Source organism: Neorhizobium descurainiae (genome assembly GCF_051400715.1).
GTDB lineage: Bacteria > Pseudomonadota > Alphaproteobacteria > Rhizobiales > Rhizobiaceae > Neorhizobium.
In genome coordinates this window covers 1-12,976 of the sequence record NZ_JBLFFK010000003.1, presented here as the reverse complement: position 1 = coordinate 12,976, position 12,976 = coordinate 1, and the positions used below count along the sequence as shown (strand labels likewise).

The 12,976-nt window shown below is 62.5% G+C and carries 12 protein-coding genes; 3 read left to right on the top strand and 9 right to left on the bottom strand.

Features of this window, described 5'->3' with window-relative positions; translation table 11 throughout:
- Nucleotides 1-48: 48 nt before the first annotated feature.
- The 3 genes from ACMGE0_RS06655 to rpoZ all read right to left on the bottom strand — a co-directional run bounded on the left by ACMGE0_RS06655 (nt 49) and on the right by rpoZ (nt 3,171).
- Nucleotides 49-333, bottom strand: a complete 285-nt coding sequence (locus ACMGE0_RS06655) for an acylphosphatase (protein ID WP_436815093.1) — start codon at nt 331-333, stop codon at nt 49-51.
- A 78-nt stretch (nt 334-411) separates the two neighbouring features.
- Nucleotides 412-2,625, bottom strand: a complete 2,214-nt coding sequence (locus ACMGE0_RS06650; protein ID WP_436815092.1) for a RelA/SpoT family protein — start codon at nt 2,623-2,625, stop codon at nt 412-414.
- 138 nt (nt 2,626-2,763) lie between these two features.
- The gene (gene rpoZ / locus ACMGE0_RS06645) at nt 2,764-3,171 is read right to left on the bottom strand and encodes a DNA-directed RNA polymerase subunit omega (RefSeq protein ID WP_436815091.1); all 408 of its coding nucleotides are present in this window, start codon (nt 3,169-3,171) and stop codon (nt 2,764-2,766) included.
- Nucleotides 3,172-3,461: 290 nt separating this feature from the next.
- Here rpoZ and ACMGE0_RS06640 point away from each other — a divergent pair, with 290 nt between their 5' ends.
- A complete protein-coding gene (locus ACMGE0_RS06640) occupies nt 3,462-4,037 on the top strand; it encodes a LabA-like NYN domain-containing protein (protein ID WP_436815090.1) in 576 nt (191 codons plus the stop codon).
- 67 nt (nt 4,038-4,104) lie between these two features.
- On the top strand, nt 4,105-5,193 hold the full coding sequence (locus tag ACMGE0_RS06635; RefSeq protein ID WP_436815089.1) for a bifunctional transcriptional activator/DNA repair enzyme AdaA: 1,089 nt from the start codon (nt 4,105-4,107) through the stop codon (nt 5,191-5,193).
- On the opposite strand, the gene ACMGE0_RS06630 is transcribed toward ACMGE0_RS06635, so the two are convergent.
- The 4 genes from ACMGE0_RS06630 to dapA all read right to left on the bottom strand — a co-directional run bounded on the left by ACMGE0_RS06630 (nt 5,166) and on the right by dapA (nt 8,097).
- Nucleotides 5,166-6,131, bottom strand: coding sequence for a lysylphosphatidylglycerol synthase transmembrane domain-containing protein (locus ACMGE0_RS06630; RefSeq protein ID WP_436815088.1), 966 nt, complete (start codon nt 6,129-6,131; stop codon nt 5,166-5,168). The genes ACMGE0_RS06635 and ACMGE0_RS06630 overlap by 28 nt on opposite strands.
- Before the next feature lie 64 nt (nt 6,132-6,195).
- Entirely contained in the window at nt 6,196-6,480 is a 285-nt protein-coding gene (locus tag ACMGE0_RS06625; protein WP_436815087.1) for a hypothetical protein, read from the bottom strand.
- Between the two features lie 112 nt (nt 6,481-6,592).
- Nucleotides 6,593-7,069: an SsrA-binding protein SmpB gene (smpB, locus tag ACMGE0_RS06620; protein WP_436815086.1), complete on the bottom strand. Its 477-nt coding sequence runs from the start codon at nt 7,067-7,069 to the stop codon at nt 6,593-6,595.
- A 143-nt stretch (nt 7,070-7,212) separates the two neighbouring features.
- The gene (dapA, locus tag ACMGE0_RS06615; RefSeq protein ID WP_436815085.1) at nt 7,213-8,097 is read right to left on the bottom strand and encodes a 4-hydroxy-tetrahydrodipicolinate synthase; all 885 of its coding nucleotides are present in this window, start codon (nt 8,095-8,097) and stop codon (nt 7,213-7,215) included.
- A gap of 286 nt (nt 8,098-8,383) precedes the next feature.
- Between dapA and ACMGE0_RS06610 the strand changes: the two genes are divergently transcribed.
- A complete protein-coding gene (locus ACMGE0_RS06610) occupies nt 8,384-10,471 on the top strand; it encodes a lytic transglycosylase domain-containing protein (RefSeq protein ID WP_436815084.1) in 2,088 nt (695 codons plus the stop codon).
- Between the two features lie 113 nt (nt 10,472-10,584).
- On the opposite strand, the gene ACMGE0_RS06605 is transcribed toward ACMGE0_RS06610, so the two are convergent.
- Nucleotides 10,585-11,634: a porin gene (locus ACMGE0_RS06605; protein ID WP_436815083.1), complete on the bottom strand. Its 1,050-nt coding sequence runs from the start codon at nt 11,632-11,634 to the stop codon at nt 10,585-10,587.
- Nucleotides 11,635-11,811: 177 nt separating this feature from the next.
- A complete protein-coding gene (locus ACMGE0_RS06600; RefSeq protein WP_436815082.1) occupies nt 11,812-12,888 on the bottom strand; it encodes a porin in 1,077 nt (358 codons plus the stop codon).
- Nucleotides 12,889-12,976 lie beyond the last annotated feature (88 nt).

The following is a 12,976-nucleotide window of genomic DNA, read 5'->3' as shown; positions in this document are numbered from 1 at the left end:
ACCCGAGATGACGGCGTCACTGCAACAGCGTCCAAGCGCTCGACCGGATCAGCCGGTGATGCGGAATCCCGCCGGCATCTCCTCGGTCACGGTCAATTCCGTCTCCACGCCGGAAACAGATGCGCCGGAAGGCCCGTGCCAGAAACGCTCGATCATGGCCAAGACCGCGGTATCGGGCCCCGCGATCAAGGCGGTGACGGACCCATCCTCCTCGTTGCGGACCCAGCCCGTCAGACCGAGCCGCGTCGCCTCGTTGCGCGTCCAGACACGGTAGCTGACGCCCTGCACCCTACCGGTTATCCGCACCAGGGCAGCCTTACGATCATCGGACATAGCCGCTTCCTACCTGCCAACGACATTTAAATTGGAATATGCAAGGCGGAAGGCAAGCCGATCCGGCGCAGCCTATGCCTAGTCATACACCCGTTTGACATTCGCCACGACGTCGAGCTCCTTCAGCTGCGACAGGAGCTGGTTCAACTGGCGCAGGTCCCAGACCTCGACTTCCATGGTGATCTCGGAAAAGTCGTCGGCGCGGTTGCTGCCCATCGTCAGCGTGCGGATGTTGATGTCGAGTCTTGCGATCGTCTGGGCGACGGTCGCGAGCGTGCCGGGCTCGTTCAGCGTGTTGACCTCGATACGGGCCAGGAAACGGGACTTGTTCGCCTCGTCGAGATCCCAGCGCACGTCGATCCAGCGCTCCGGCTGATCGTCGAAGCGCTGCAGGGCGGAGGCCTGGATCGGATAGATGGTGATGCCCTTGTTCTTCTCCATGATGCCGACGATGCGGTCGCCCGGCACTGCGCCGCTCGGCGCGAACTTGACCTGTATGGTGCCGGAAAGGCCGCGGATCGGCAGCGGGTCAGGTCCCGCCTCGATCTCTTCCGGCGCCATCCGCCGCTGATCCGGCAGTTTGAAGATCATGCCCGACGCGCTGCGCATGTTGAACCAGCCGTCATCGGCCGGCTTCACGGTGACGCGCTCGTCCTTGTAGTCCGGGAAGACGGCGCGCAGCACATCCAGCGACGAGAGCTCGCCGCGCCCCACGGCGGCGATCGCATCCTCGACATCCTTGTAGGCCAGCCGATGCAGCGCCGGCTTCAGCGCCTCGCGGGAAAAGACCTTGCCGGCGCGCTCGAAGGTGCGCTCCAGGATGCGGTGGCCGAGGCCGGCATACTGCTTGCGGATCGCCATGCGGGTGGCGCGGCGGATCGCCGAACGCGCCTTGCCGGTGACGACGATCTCCTCCCAGGCCGCCGGGGGCACCTGCACGCCGGAACGGATGATCTCCACTTCGTCGCCGTTGTTGAGGCGGGTGACGAGCGGCATGATGCGGCCGTTGATCTTGGCGCCGACCGTCGTGTCGCCGATGTTGGTATGGACCGCATAGGCGAAATCGATCGGGGTGGCGCCCCGCGGCAGCGCGATCAGCTTGCCCTTGGGCGTGAAGCAGAAGACCTGGTCCTGGAAGAGTTCGAGCTTGGTATGCTCCAGGAATTCTTCCGGGTTATCGCCTTCGGCAAGCGATTCGATCGTGTGGCGGAGCCAGGAATAGGCGTTGGATTCCCGCGGCAGCAGCTCCCCCGCCCTGCCGTCCTTATAGAGCGCATGGGCGGCGATCCCGTATTCGGCGATCTCCTGCATGAGCTGGGTGCGGATCTGCAGCTCGATGCGCTGGCGCGAAGGACCGACGATGGTCGTGTGGATCGATCGGTAGTCGTTCTGCTTCGGGTTCGAGATATAGTCCTTGAAACGGCCCGGCACGACGCGCCAGCGGGTGTGGACGATGCCGAGCGCGCGGTAGCAGGAAGGAATATCGCCGACGACAATGCGGAAGCCGTAGACGTCCGAAAGCTGCTCGAAGGAGAGCGACTTCGACTGCATCTTGCGGAACACCGAATAGGGCTTCTTCTGCCGGCCTTTGACAAAGGGATCGGTGAGACCGTTGGCGATCAGGAGCTCGCGCAGCTCGTCCTCGATCTTCTTGATGAGGCCCTGGTTGCGGGCCTCCAGATCGGCGAGCCGCTTGGTGACCGTCTCGTAGGCCTCCGGATTCATATAGCGGAAGGAGAGCTCCTCCAGCTCGTCGCGCATGTCCTGCATGCCCATGCGGCCGGCGAGCGGCGCATAGATATCCATGGTCTCTTCGGAAATGCGCGCCTTCTGCTCCGGCTTCATGTGCTCCAGCGTGCGCATGTTGTGCAGCCGGTCGGCGAGCTTGACCAGCAGCACGCGCACGTCGTCGGAAATGGCGAGCAGCAGCTTTCTCAGGTTTTCCGCCTGCTTGGCCTTCTTGGAGACGAGGTCGAGGCGCTTCAGCTTGGTCAAGCCCTCGACCAGCCGGCCGATATCCTCGCCGAAGAGCTCATCGATCTCGGCACGGGTGGCGGTCGTGTCCTCGATCGTGTCGTGCAGCAGGGCGACCGCGATCGTCGACTCGTCCAGATGCATGTCGGTCAGGATGGCGGCGACTTCGAGCGGATGGGAGATGTAAGGGTCGCCGCTGGCGCGCTTCTGCTGGCCATGCTTCTGCATGGCATAGACATAGGCTTTGTTGAGGAGAGCTTCGTTGGCGTCGGGCTTGTACTTCTGAACCCGCTCCACGAGCTCGTATTGCCGCATCATCCTGTATTCTGTCCTCGATAGGCGCCCTGAACGAAAAGAAAATGGCGCGCCAACCGTCGGATTGGCGCAGCCATCATAAGACATCCAGCCAGATTAGGGCGAGAGGATGAACGAAAACTTGCTAAGCAGCAGATTTACTTAGTAGTCGTCGCTCTTTTCCGGCGGCACGAGACCCTCGATGCCGGCGAGAAGCTCCTCTTCCGACATCTGGTCGAAAGTGACGGGTTCCGGAAGGTCCTCCTCCTCGTCGCGCTCGGAGGCGACCGAGACGCCGCCGGCGGCGATCAGCGAAGCCGGATCGGGCTCGGGCTCGTCCACTTCCACATGCTTCTGCAGCGAATGGATGAGATCTTCCTTGAGGTCATCCGGAGAAAGCGTCTCGTCGGCGATTTCGCGAAGGGCGACGACCGGGTTCTTGTCATTGTCGCGGTCGATCGTGATCGGCGCACCCTGCGAGATCTGGCGGGCGCGGTGGCTCGCAAGCAGGACGAGTTCGAAACGGTTATCGACTTTGTCAATGCAATCTTCTACTGTGACACGGGCCATTGCCTGTCCTTTGGGTCATGATTTCTGGAATTGCTACGCCCGATACAGCCATTGCGCGGCGAATTCAAGTTTTTCCTGTCAAGCGACTTTTGAACGCTCTCCGACCCGCTCCTTGGGACAGTTGCGATATTCAATCACCAGTTGCTTGGATTATCGCGAATCGTGCCATAAATGACAGATATATGAATAGTTCGTAATGTAGTGGATTACTAGGAGATTTGGTTCAACTTATATTGACCCAGGCTCCACCTGCAAAGCAGGTTCATAAGAACTAAGGGGATGGAGACCAAATGTTTGACCCAAGGGAGAAGATTGCTCTCTTCATTGACGGCGCAAACCTCTACGCTGCTTCGAAAAGTCTCGGTTTCGACATCGATTACCGGAAACTGTTGAAGGCCTTCCAGAAGCGCGGCTATCTTCTGAGGGCTTATTATTACACCGCGCTGATCGAGGATCAGGAATATTCCTCCATCCGCCCGCTGATCGACTGGCTCGACTACAACGGCTACAAGGTCGTCACCAAGCCCGCCAAGGAATTCACGGATTCCATGGGCCGCCGCAAGATCAAGGGCAATATGGACATCGAGCTCGCGATCGATGCCATGGAACAATCCGAGACCGTCGATCACCTGGTGCTCTTCTCCGGCGACGGCGATTTCACCACGCTGGTGGAAGCCCTGCAGCGCAAGGGCCGCAAGGTTTCGGTCGTCTCGACCATGCAGACCCAGCCGCCGATGATCGCCGACGACCTGCGCCGCCAGGCCGACCATTTCATCGACCTGATGACGCTGAAGCCGGAAGTCGGCCGCGACCCCTCCGAACGCCCGGTCCGCCCGACGGAGCCGACCGAGACGGCCGATCTCTGATCCACGAACAAGAATAGGCGCCCGTTTTTCGGCGGCGCCTTTCCTTGCCTTCTGCTAGAGAAGCGCCATGCTTTTCGAACGCCCTTCCGACGACATTCTCTACGACGCGCTCATCGCCCGCGACGCGGCTTACGAAGGCTTTGCCTGGGCGGCGGTGAAGACGACCGGCATCTTCTGCCGTCTCACCTGTCCCGCCCGCAAGCCGAAGCGCGAAAACACCACCTTCTTCGAGACGATCGCGCAGTGCCTGGAGGCGGGCTTCCGCCCCTGCAGCCGCTGCCGGCCGATGCTGAAATTCGGCGAGGCCGACCCCATGGTGACGCGGCTGCTCGATGCGCTCGATGCCGATCCTCACCGCCGCTGGAGCGAGGAGGACGTCATCGCGTTCGGCATCGACCCCTCCACGGCGCGGCGCGCCTTCAAGCGGCAGTTCGGCATGAGTTTCCTGGAGATCGCCAGACTGCGGCGCATGGGAAAGGCCGCCGAGACGCTGACCTCCGGCGCAAGCGTCATCGACGCGCAGCTCGACGCCGGTTTCGAATCCGGCAGCGGCTTCCGCAGTGCGGTCACCAAGCTCTTCGGCGCAGCACCCGCCAACCTGCGCGCCAGAACCCTGCTTCGGGCCGACTGGATCGAGACGCCGATCGGGCCGATGATGGCGATCGCCGACAGCCACGCCCTGCACCTTCTCGAATTCGTCGAGCGCAAGGCGCTGCCGGCCGAGATCCGCAAACTGCAGAAACTCACCGGCAGCGGCATCGTCATGGGCCGGCACGCGCCGATCGATGAGATCGAAGCGGAGCTGAAAGCCTATTTCGCAGGCGAGGATTCCGGCTTTAAGACGCGGATCGCCGGCCACGGCTCGCCGTTCCAGCGGCAGGTCTGGGATGCGCTCAGGGCTATTCCGGTCGGCGTGTCGCGCACCTACGGCGCGATCGCCGCCGAACTCGGCCTGCCCTCCTCCACCCGCGCTGTCGCCGGCGCCAACGGCGCCAACCAGATCGCCATCGTCATCCCCTGCCACCGGGTGCTCTCGGCGGACGGCAGCCTGACCGGCTACGGCGGCGGGCTGTGGCGCAAGCGCTGGCTGCTGGAGCATGAAAGGCGGATGGCCGCCCGTGGGACCGGTCATTCTGCCGCCGCAGCGGCATCCTGATTGAGCGGAGGATTGTTTCCCATGCTCTTCCTCGCACGGAAAACCGCCTCGACGATCAGCGACAGCGGCAGCCCGATGAACAAAGGGATGAAGAAATAGATCACTCGGAAGGCGACCAGCGAGCCGATCGACGCGGCATCCCCCATCACATGCCTGACCGTCGCCTCCAATACGCCGAGACCGCCCGGCGCATGGGTGATGAGGATCGCCAGATTGGCAAGCACAAAGGCGGTGGCGGCCTTCAGGTAGCTGACATCGGCGCTCGCCGCCATGACCTCGCGCAGGCAGGCGGAGACCAGCGCGAAATTCAGCGTGCCTATCACCACCTGGGCGATCGCGATCCTCAGCTCCGGCATCCGGAACGTCCAGGACCGTATTTTCAGGGGCGCACGGACGAAGGCGGCAAGCGCCAGATAGCCGGCCGTCGCGGCAAGGCAGGCGATGCCGATCGCGACGATGGCGCCCTCGCTCAAATGCAGAACCGAAGCGGCATCCCCGGGGTTCAGAACCAGGACGATGCCCGACAGCACGGCCATGCCGATGCCGACGGTGACACCGGAGAGCAGCACGATCTTGGCGACATCCTCGGTGCTCATGTTCCAATGGGCGTAATAGCGGTAGCGCAGCGCGCCGCTGCTCAAGCCCGCGAGGCCGACGCTCTGGCCGATCGACAGCGCGATGAACGAGGCGAGAGCGATCTTCGGATAGGCGAGGTCGTTCTTCACGTAACGCACGCCCGTCCAGTCGAAACCGGTGAGGCAAAGATAGGAGCCGAATGCGAAGGCGAGCGCCGCCAGCAGATTGACGGTCGGGATGGCCTCGACGGACTCGACGATTTCCGAGACCGAATGTTCGCGGAAGGTGTGATAGAGCAGGTAACCCGCCAGGCCGAAGCCGACCACCAGCATGAGACAGGTGAGGATTTTCTTTCGCGTCATCGCCCGCTCGCGTTCACAGAAGGAAACCCAACGGATTGGCCGCGGACTTTGTTCCTAATCGGGTTCAGATGCGGTCGATGATGCGGGAAAAGGCCGGATCGTTGCGGTTATAACCGCGCGCCGTGCCGTGAAAACCCTGCTCCGTCTCGGAAAGTTCGCTGATGTCGTTCACATGGAAGAGCCGCCAGCCGGCCCCGGTGCCGGAAATCTGCCAGCCGCTGAGCGCCAGTTCCCCCTCGCCCACATAACCCAGGATGTGCGGCCGCACCTTGCGCGCCACGTCCTTGTAGCGGAGTTCGAGGACCTTGCGCCGGTCGATCGCATCCATGATGATATCCGCATAGGCCATAAGCCACCTCCGTCCTCTCAACGGGTGGCGAAGGGCAAAGTTCACGACAGTTCGTCAGAGCGCCTCGAAGCCGGTAACTCGAGCGCCTTTCCACAGCACCGGCCTGCGCCGGTCAGTTCGCCTTCAGAAGCCGCGACTTCTGGCGGTTCCAGTCGCGCTCCTTCTCCGTCTCGCGCTTGTCGTGCAGCTTCTTGCCCTTCGCGAGCGCAAGCTCCAGCTTGGCGCGGCCCTTGTCGTTGAAATAGATCTTCAGCGGCACGAGCGTCATGCCTTCGCGGTTGATGGCGGCGCGCAGGCGGTTGATCTCGCGCTTCGACAGAAGAAGCTTGCGGCGGCGGCGCGGTTCGTGGTTGAAGCGGTTCGCCTGCAGATATTCCGGCAGGTGCGAATTGATCAGCCAGATCTCGTCGCCCTCGTCGGATGCGTAGGATTCGGCGATATTCGCCTTACCGTCGCGCAACGACTTGACCTCGGTCCCCGTCAGCACCAGGCCGGCCTCGTAAGTGTCGATGATTTCGTAGTTGAAGCGGGCCTTGCGGTTTTCCGCGACAATCTTGTTCACCGTGCGCTGGCTGCCTTTGGGTGCCATGACCGAATTCCGTTCCACCCTTTATCGAAAGCAAATCCCCGCCCATAATCCCGGATGATGGGGCAATGAGCGGGGTTCCGGTCCTATCTAATGCGCGAGACGGGAAATGTGAAGCTTTTGCGTCTTTGGTTTTGGCGGAATGCTCAGTTCAACAGTCCAGCGTGGCGGAGCGCCGCATCGATCGCGGCTTCCGTTGCCGGTTCCAGCGTCGAGATGAGCGGCGAGCGCACCGTGCGGTTCATGCCGCGGGTCTTGTGAAGGCCGTATTTCGCGCCGCAAAGGCCGGGTTCCATGAAGATCGCCTTGTGGAGCGGCATCAGCCGGTCCTGGTATTCCAGCGCCTTCCCGTAATCGCCGGCAAGCGTCGCCGCCTGGAATTCGGCACAGAGACGCGGCGCGACATTGGCCGTGACCGAGATGCAGCCGACGCCGCCATGCGCATTGAAGCCGAGGGCGGTCGCATCCTCACCCGAAAGCTGGATGAAATCCTTGCCGCAGGTGATGCGCTGCTCGGAGACGCGCTCCAGTTTGCCGGTCGCATCCTTGACGCCGACGATGTTCCGGTGCGCCTTCACGAGCGCGCCCATCGTTTCCGGCGACATGTCGATGACCGAGCGCGGCGGGATGTTGTAGATGATGATCGGCAGCTTCGTGGCTTCGGCGATCGCCGAAAAATGCGCGATCAGGCCCTTCTGGGTCGGCTTGTTGTAATAGGGCGTCACGACCAGGACGGCGTCGGCGCCCGCCTTTTCCGCATGCACGGCCAGCTCGACCGCTTCCCTCGTGTTGTTGGAGCCGGCGCCGGCAATGACGGGAACCCGCTTTTTCACCACCTCGATGCAGAGTTCCACGACGCGCTTGTGCTCGTCATGGGAGAGCGTCGGCGATTCACCGGTGGTGCCGACCGGCACCAGGCCGCTGCTGCCTTCGCCGATCTGCCACTCCACATGGGCGGCGAAGGCCGCTTCATCGACCGCGCCTTCGGCGGTGAAGGGGGTGACGAGCGCGGGCATTGATCCCTTGAACATGCAAAACTCCCAATCGGCCGCAGTCCATGCTTCGGCCGCAATCCGTGACTAATCGAGGCTGCCGGGCCCTTCGGACGGACCGGACCGCAACGCGGCGGAGCATCTTTCCGACGGCCTCGCAGGTCGCGCACCATAAAGCGGAGGGAAAGCGGCGACAAGCGCGACGACAGCGGATTTCATGCGGAATCCCATGTAAGAAATCGCGCATTTTCATAAGTATGGTAAGATTTCATTAATCCAGCGGACGGCTAATAGGGGTTCAATAATCTTTATCGCGAGTTACCGGATGAACAGGCCCGTTCTGATCGTTGCTACCCTGGGTGCCGCCCTGGGGCTTGGCGAGGCGAGCGTGCGCAGCTTTGCCGCTTCGCTTCCCGACAGCGTAGCGCCGCTGCCGTTCGTCAGACCCGAGAGGCCGGCGACCGTCCCGATGCCCGCGGCCATGCCGGTGCCGGACATCACGGGAGCGATACCGCGGACCGGGCGGCTGCAGCCCGCGGTCGTACTCAAGGAAGGGCTCGACGCCCTTTCCGACAACGATGTCGCGCAGGCGCTCGCCATCCGCAACGGCCTGGCCGAAGGCTCGCTCGACCGGCATATCCTCACCTGGGCGATCGCCACGTCGGGCGCGCCCGGCGTTCCCTCCGGCGAGATCGCCGCCGCCCAACGCGAGCTTCAGGGCTGGCCGGGGCTCAAAGGCCTGCGCGCCAATTCCGAACGCGCCCTTTACAGAGAAAATCCGCCAGCCTCCACCATACTCGCCGCCTTCGGCTCCACCCGGCCCGAAACGACGGAGGGCGCAATCATCCTCGCCCGCGCGCTCGTGGCCTCCGGCAGAAGTGCCGACGCAGCCCGCCCGCTTCGCCAGATCTGGATTTCCCAGCCTCTCGACAAGCCGACGGAAGACAAGATCCTCGCCGAGTTCCCGGCGCTCTTCTCCGCTGCCGATCACAAGGCGCGCATGGACTACCTGATGTACAGGGGCCGCGCGAACCAGGCGAAGCGCTTCGCCGACCTCGGCAAGGCGCAATCGCTCTACAAGGCCTGGGCCGCGGTGATCGGCAATGCCAAGAACGCCGGCGCCCTGCTCGATGCCGTCGACGGTTCCTGGAAGGGCGATCCGGGCTATCTCTTCGCTCGCATCGAATATCTCCGCCGGCAGGACAAATATCGCGACGCCGCGGCACTTCTGGACAAGGCACCGCGCGAGGCAGCCAGGCTGGTCAACACGGCCGAGTGGTGGAACGAGCGGCGCATCGTGGCGCGCGGGCTCGCCGACCAGGGCGATTTCAAGCTCGCCTACAGGGTTGCGGCCAATTACACCGCGACCTCCTCCACCGACATCGTCGACGCGGAATTCCATGCGGGCTGGTATGCGCTGCGGGCGCTGCGCGATCCCGCAACCGCCGAGAAGCACTTCCGCAAGCTCCTCGATACATCGAACAGGCCGCTTTCCGCCTCCCGCGCCTGGTACTGGCTCGGGCGCGCGGCCGAAGACGGCGGACCGGGCAAGGCGCGCGAATTCTTCACCAAGGCGGCGCATTATTCCGGCACGTTCTACGGCCAGCTCGCGGCCGCCCGCCTCGGCATCAAGGCGCTCGACGTCACCTATCCGAGGCCGACAGCCGCCGACCACCAGAATTTCGAGAACCGCGAAGCCGTCCGGGCGATCGCCCGGCTGGAAGCGGCGGATCACAGTAAGCGCGCCGGCGTGCTCTACCGGGCGCTCGCGGAGGAGTTGACCAGCCCGGGCGAGATCGCCATCCTGGCCGCCCGCGCGGAAGCGGAGGACGACCACGCCCTTTCGCTGCAGATCGGCAAGACCGCCTTCGGCCGCGGCATCGAAGTGGCGGCGCTCGCCTATCCAATCGGCGTCATCCCGGCCGGTGCCAACATCGCCGGTTCCGGCAAGGCGCTCGCCTATGCCATCGCCCGCCAGGAGAGCGCCTTCAACCCGGCCGCCGTGTCGCCGGCCAATGCGCGCGGCCTGCTGCAGCTCCTGCCCGGCACCGCCCAGGGCGTCGCCAAGCGCCACGGCCTCACTTACGCCGCGGCGCGGCTGACGACGGATGCAGGCTACAACGCCACGCTCGGGGCGCATTACCTCGGCGAGCAGATCGACAGGTTCGGCGGCTCCTATATCCTCACCTTCATCGCCTATAATGCCGGGCCGCGCCGCGTGCCCGACTGGATCGCCCGCTATGGCGATCCGCGCGGCAAATCTCTCGACGAGGTGGTGGACTGGATCGAGCGCATCCCCTTCCCCGAAACCCGCAATTACGTGCAGCGGGTGATGGAGAACTATCAGGTCTACAAGGTCCGCCTCGGCCAGAAGGCCGACATCGAAACGGACCTGCGGTACGGGCGTCAGTAGATTTTATTCTCTGCGGGCTCGGCAGCTATCCGCTGCAACTCCCACCGCCATCCTCAATAACAAGAAGCCCGGCGCAAAGGCCGGGCTTCCGAACTTGATCCGATGAGATCGGATTAGAAGTCGCGCTGCAGGCGGACGATGCCCTGTACGGTACCGTCTTCGTCGCCAACTTCCTGATAGTTGACAGCAACCTTGGCTGCGAAGTTTTCGACGATCTCGTAGTTGACGGTCACGCCGGCACCCCAGGCGTCTTCGCCGCCGAAGTCACCGTCGGCATCAACTTCGGTGTTCCAGATGTACTGGGCTTCCGGGATGATCTCGAGCTTGTCGGTGGCCTTCCAGGCATAGGCGACAGCAACGGTTGCTTCGCCGGCACCCTGCGTGTCTACGCCGTAATAAGCGTTCTCGCCGGTGGCGTATACGCCTGCCAGGTAGAACGTGCCCGGGCCGACAGCGACACTGCCGATACCGCGGATCGCGCCTTCCTCAGTTTCGAAGTCGTAGGAGCCGAGGATCTGGATGGTCGCCGGGCCGAGAGAGGCCTGTACGATCGCTTCGACACCGACACCATTGCCGCCTGTATACGACAGCTCGTCCGCCTGGATACCGGCGAAGAACGCATCGCTGGTGTACATGTACTGGATCGAGTTCAGGCGCAGAGAACCCAGGTTGTCGAGTTCGCCGGGGAGATCGTACTCATCCCACCAGTTCAGCCAACGACCGACCTTGAAGCCGCCGAGCTGGATGGAGGCTTCGTTGATGTAGACGTCGTTTGCGTTCGAGGTAAACAGGGTGTCGTCACCATACTCGAAACGCACCGAAGCGACCGAAGTCAGCGTACCAAGTTCGGTGTCGCTCTTTGCCGTGAAGTCGAGCTGGGCGCGGGTATAGGTATCCCAGTCGCTGTTACCGGTAACATCACCAGCAGCGTTGGTCGCGGTATATTCGCCACGGCCGAAACCAAGCTCAAAGCGGACATAACCACCTACCTTGAGGCAGGTTTCCGTACCGGGGATGTAGAAGTAACCCGTGCCGAAAGCATCGCAGACGCGCACGTATTCCAAGGGTTCCGGCTCGGCAGCGACAATCGCGTCGGCAGCCTGGGCGCCGGATACTGCCGCGAGGGCCGCTGCAGAACCGAGAAGAAGGCTCTTAATGTTCATCTTTTTGACCTCCAGTCAAATTACCATGAATGCTAGTCTCGTCCGATCCAAAGGATCAAACACATGCAGGCCGCGGATGCAGCCAATTCCCCCGGTCTCAGCTCCCCATATGGAGGCCACTTGGGCCCGCCATTTATCAAGAGGCTCCCCCGAAGAACCGGGGGAGCCTCAAGTTCATTAGAACGTACGGTCGAGACGTACGAAGCCGTCCCAGAACTCGTCGCCCGGAACTTCGTTGTAGTTCGCGGTAACCTTGGCAGCAAAGCCCGGAACGATCGCGTAATCGATCGTTACGCCAGCGCGCCAAGCGTCGTCGCCACCCCAATCGCCATCGGCATCAGCCTCAGCGCTCCAGACATAGGTACCGCCGGGGGTGATGGTCAGCTTGTCCGTAGCCTTGAAAGCGTAGGAAGCTGCGAGAGCCCATTCACCGCGGTTATAATAGGCATTGGAATAGGTATCGCCGAGACCGGTGGAATATACGGCAAGAGCTTGGAAGGTACCAGGACCGACCGGAGCAGAGAGAAGGGCACGAACCGCACCTTCTTCAGCCCCAAAGTCGTAAGCACCCAGAAGGTCGACAGCAACGGCACCGAACTTCGCAGTGACGATACCTTCGAGACCAAGCTCCTGGCCACCCGACCGAGAAAGCTCATCGAGCTGCACGCCAGCCGAGAAAGCATCACCGGTGTAGAAGTAGCCGACAGAGCTCATGCGGGTCGTCGTCGAAGCGGAATTCCAATCCGACTCACCGTTGATGCCCTTATCCCAAGGGTTGTAGTAACGACCAACCTTGAAACCACCGAGCTGGATGTAGGCTTCGTTGATGTAAACGGTGTTGGAGTTGGACGTGAAAACGGTGTCTGCACCATATTCCCAGCGCAGCGATGCAACCGAGGTCAGGGTGCCGAGTTCCGTATCGCTCTTTGCGGTTACGTCGAGCTGAGCACGGACGAAGGTATCCCAGTCGCTACGACCACGTTCACTGGCACCATCAATAATACCATTGCCATTGGAATCGGTATCGACCGCATAGGCATCCGGACCAACGTCAGCCTGGAAACGGACATAACCGCCGATCTTGAGGCAGGTTTCGGTGCCCGGGATGTAGAAGTAGCCGGTGCCGAATGCGTCGCAAACGCGAACGTATTCAAGCGGCTCCGGCTCGGCGGCAACGATGGCGTCAGCAGCCTGAGCGCCAGAGACTGCTGCGAGGGCAGCAGCGGAGCCGAGAAGAAGGCTCTTGATGTTCATTATTTGACCTCCAGTCAAAATCGGTGCTCTGGAGGCTGGTAAATGCCCTTGTGGGAAAGGTCAGACTTCGCGATCGGATGGCTTTCGA

Coding starts and splice junctions, on each gene's coding strand:
- ACMGE0_RS06655 (WP_436815093.1), bottom strand. CDS start 333: ATGTCCGATGATCGTAAGGCTGCCCTGGTGCGGATAACCGGTAGGGTG.
- ACMGE0_RS06650 (WP_436815092.1), bottom strand. CDS start 2,625: ATGATGCGGCAATACGAGCTCGTGGAGCGGGTTCAGAAGTACAAGCCC.
- rpoZ (WP_436815091.1), bottom strand. CDS start 3,171: ATGGCCCGTGTCACAGTAGAAGATTGCATTGACAAAGTCGATAACCGT.
- ACMGE0_RS06640 (WP_436815090.1), top strand. CDS start 3,462: ATGTTTGACCCAAGGGAGAAGATTGCTCTCTTCATTGACGGCGCAAAC.
- ACMGE0_RS06635 (WP_436815089.1), top strand. CDS start 4,105: ATGCTTTTCGAACGCCCTTCCGACGACATTCTCTACGACGCGCTCATC.
- ACMGE0_RS06630 (WP_436815088.1), bottom strand. CDS start 6,131: ATGACGCGAAAGAAAATCCTCACCTGTCTCATGCTGGTGGTCGGCTTC.
- ACMGE0_RS06625 (WP_436815087.1), bottom strand. CDS start 6,480: ATGGCCTATGCGGATATCATCATGGATGCGATCGACCGGCGCAAGGTC.
- smpB (WP_436815086.1), bottom strand. CDS start 7,069: ATGGCACCCAAAGGCAGCCAGCGCACGGTGAACAAGATTGTCGCGGAA.
- dapA (WP_436815085.1), bottom strand. CDS start 8,097: ATGTTCAAGGGATCAATGCCCGCGCTCGTCACCCCCTTCACCGCCGAA.
- ACMGE0_RS06610 (WP_436815084.1), top strand. CDS start 8,384: ATGAACAGGCCCGTTCTGATCGTTGCTACCCTGGGTGCCGCCCTGGGG.
- ACMGE0_RS06605 (WP_436815083.1), bottom strand. CDS start 11,634: ATGAACATTAAGAGCCTTCTTCTCGGTTCTGCAGCGGCCCTCGCGGCA.
- ACMGE0_RS06600 (WP_436815082.1), bottom strand. CDS start 12,888: ATGAACATCAAGAGCCTTCTTCTCGGCTCCGCTGCTGCCCTCGCAGCA.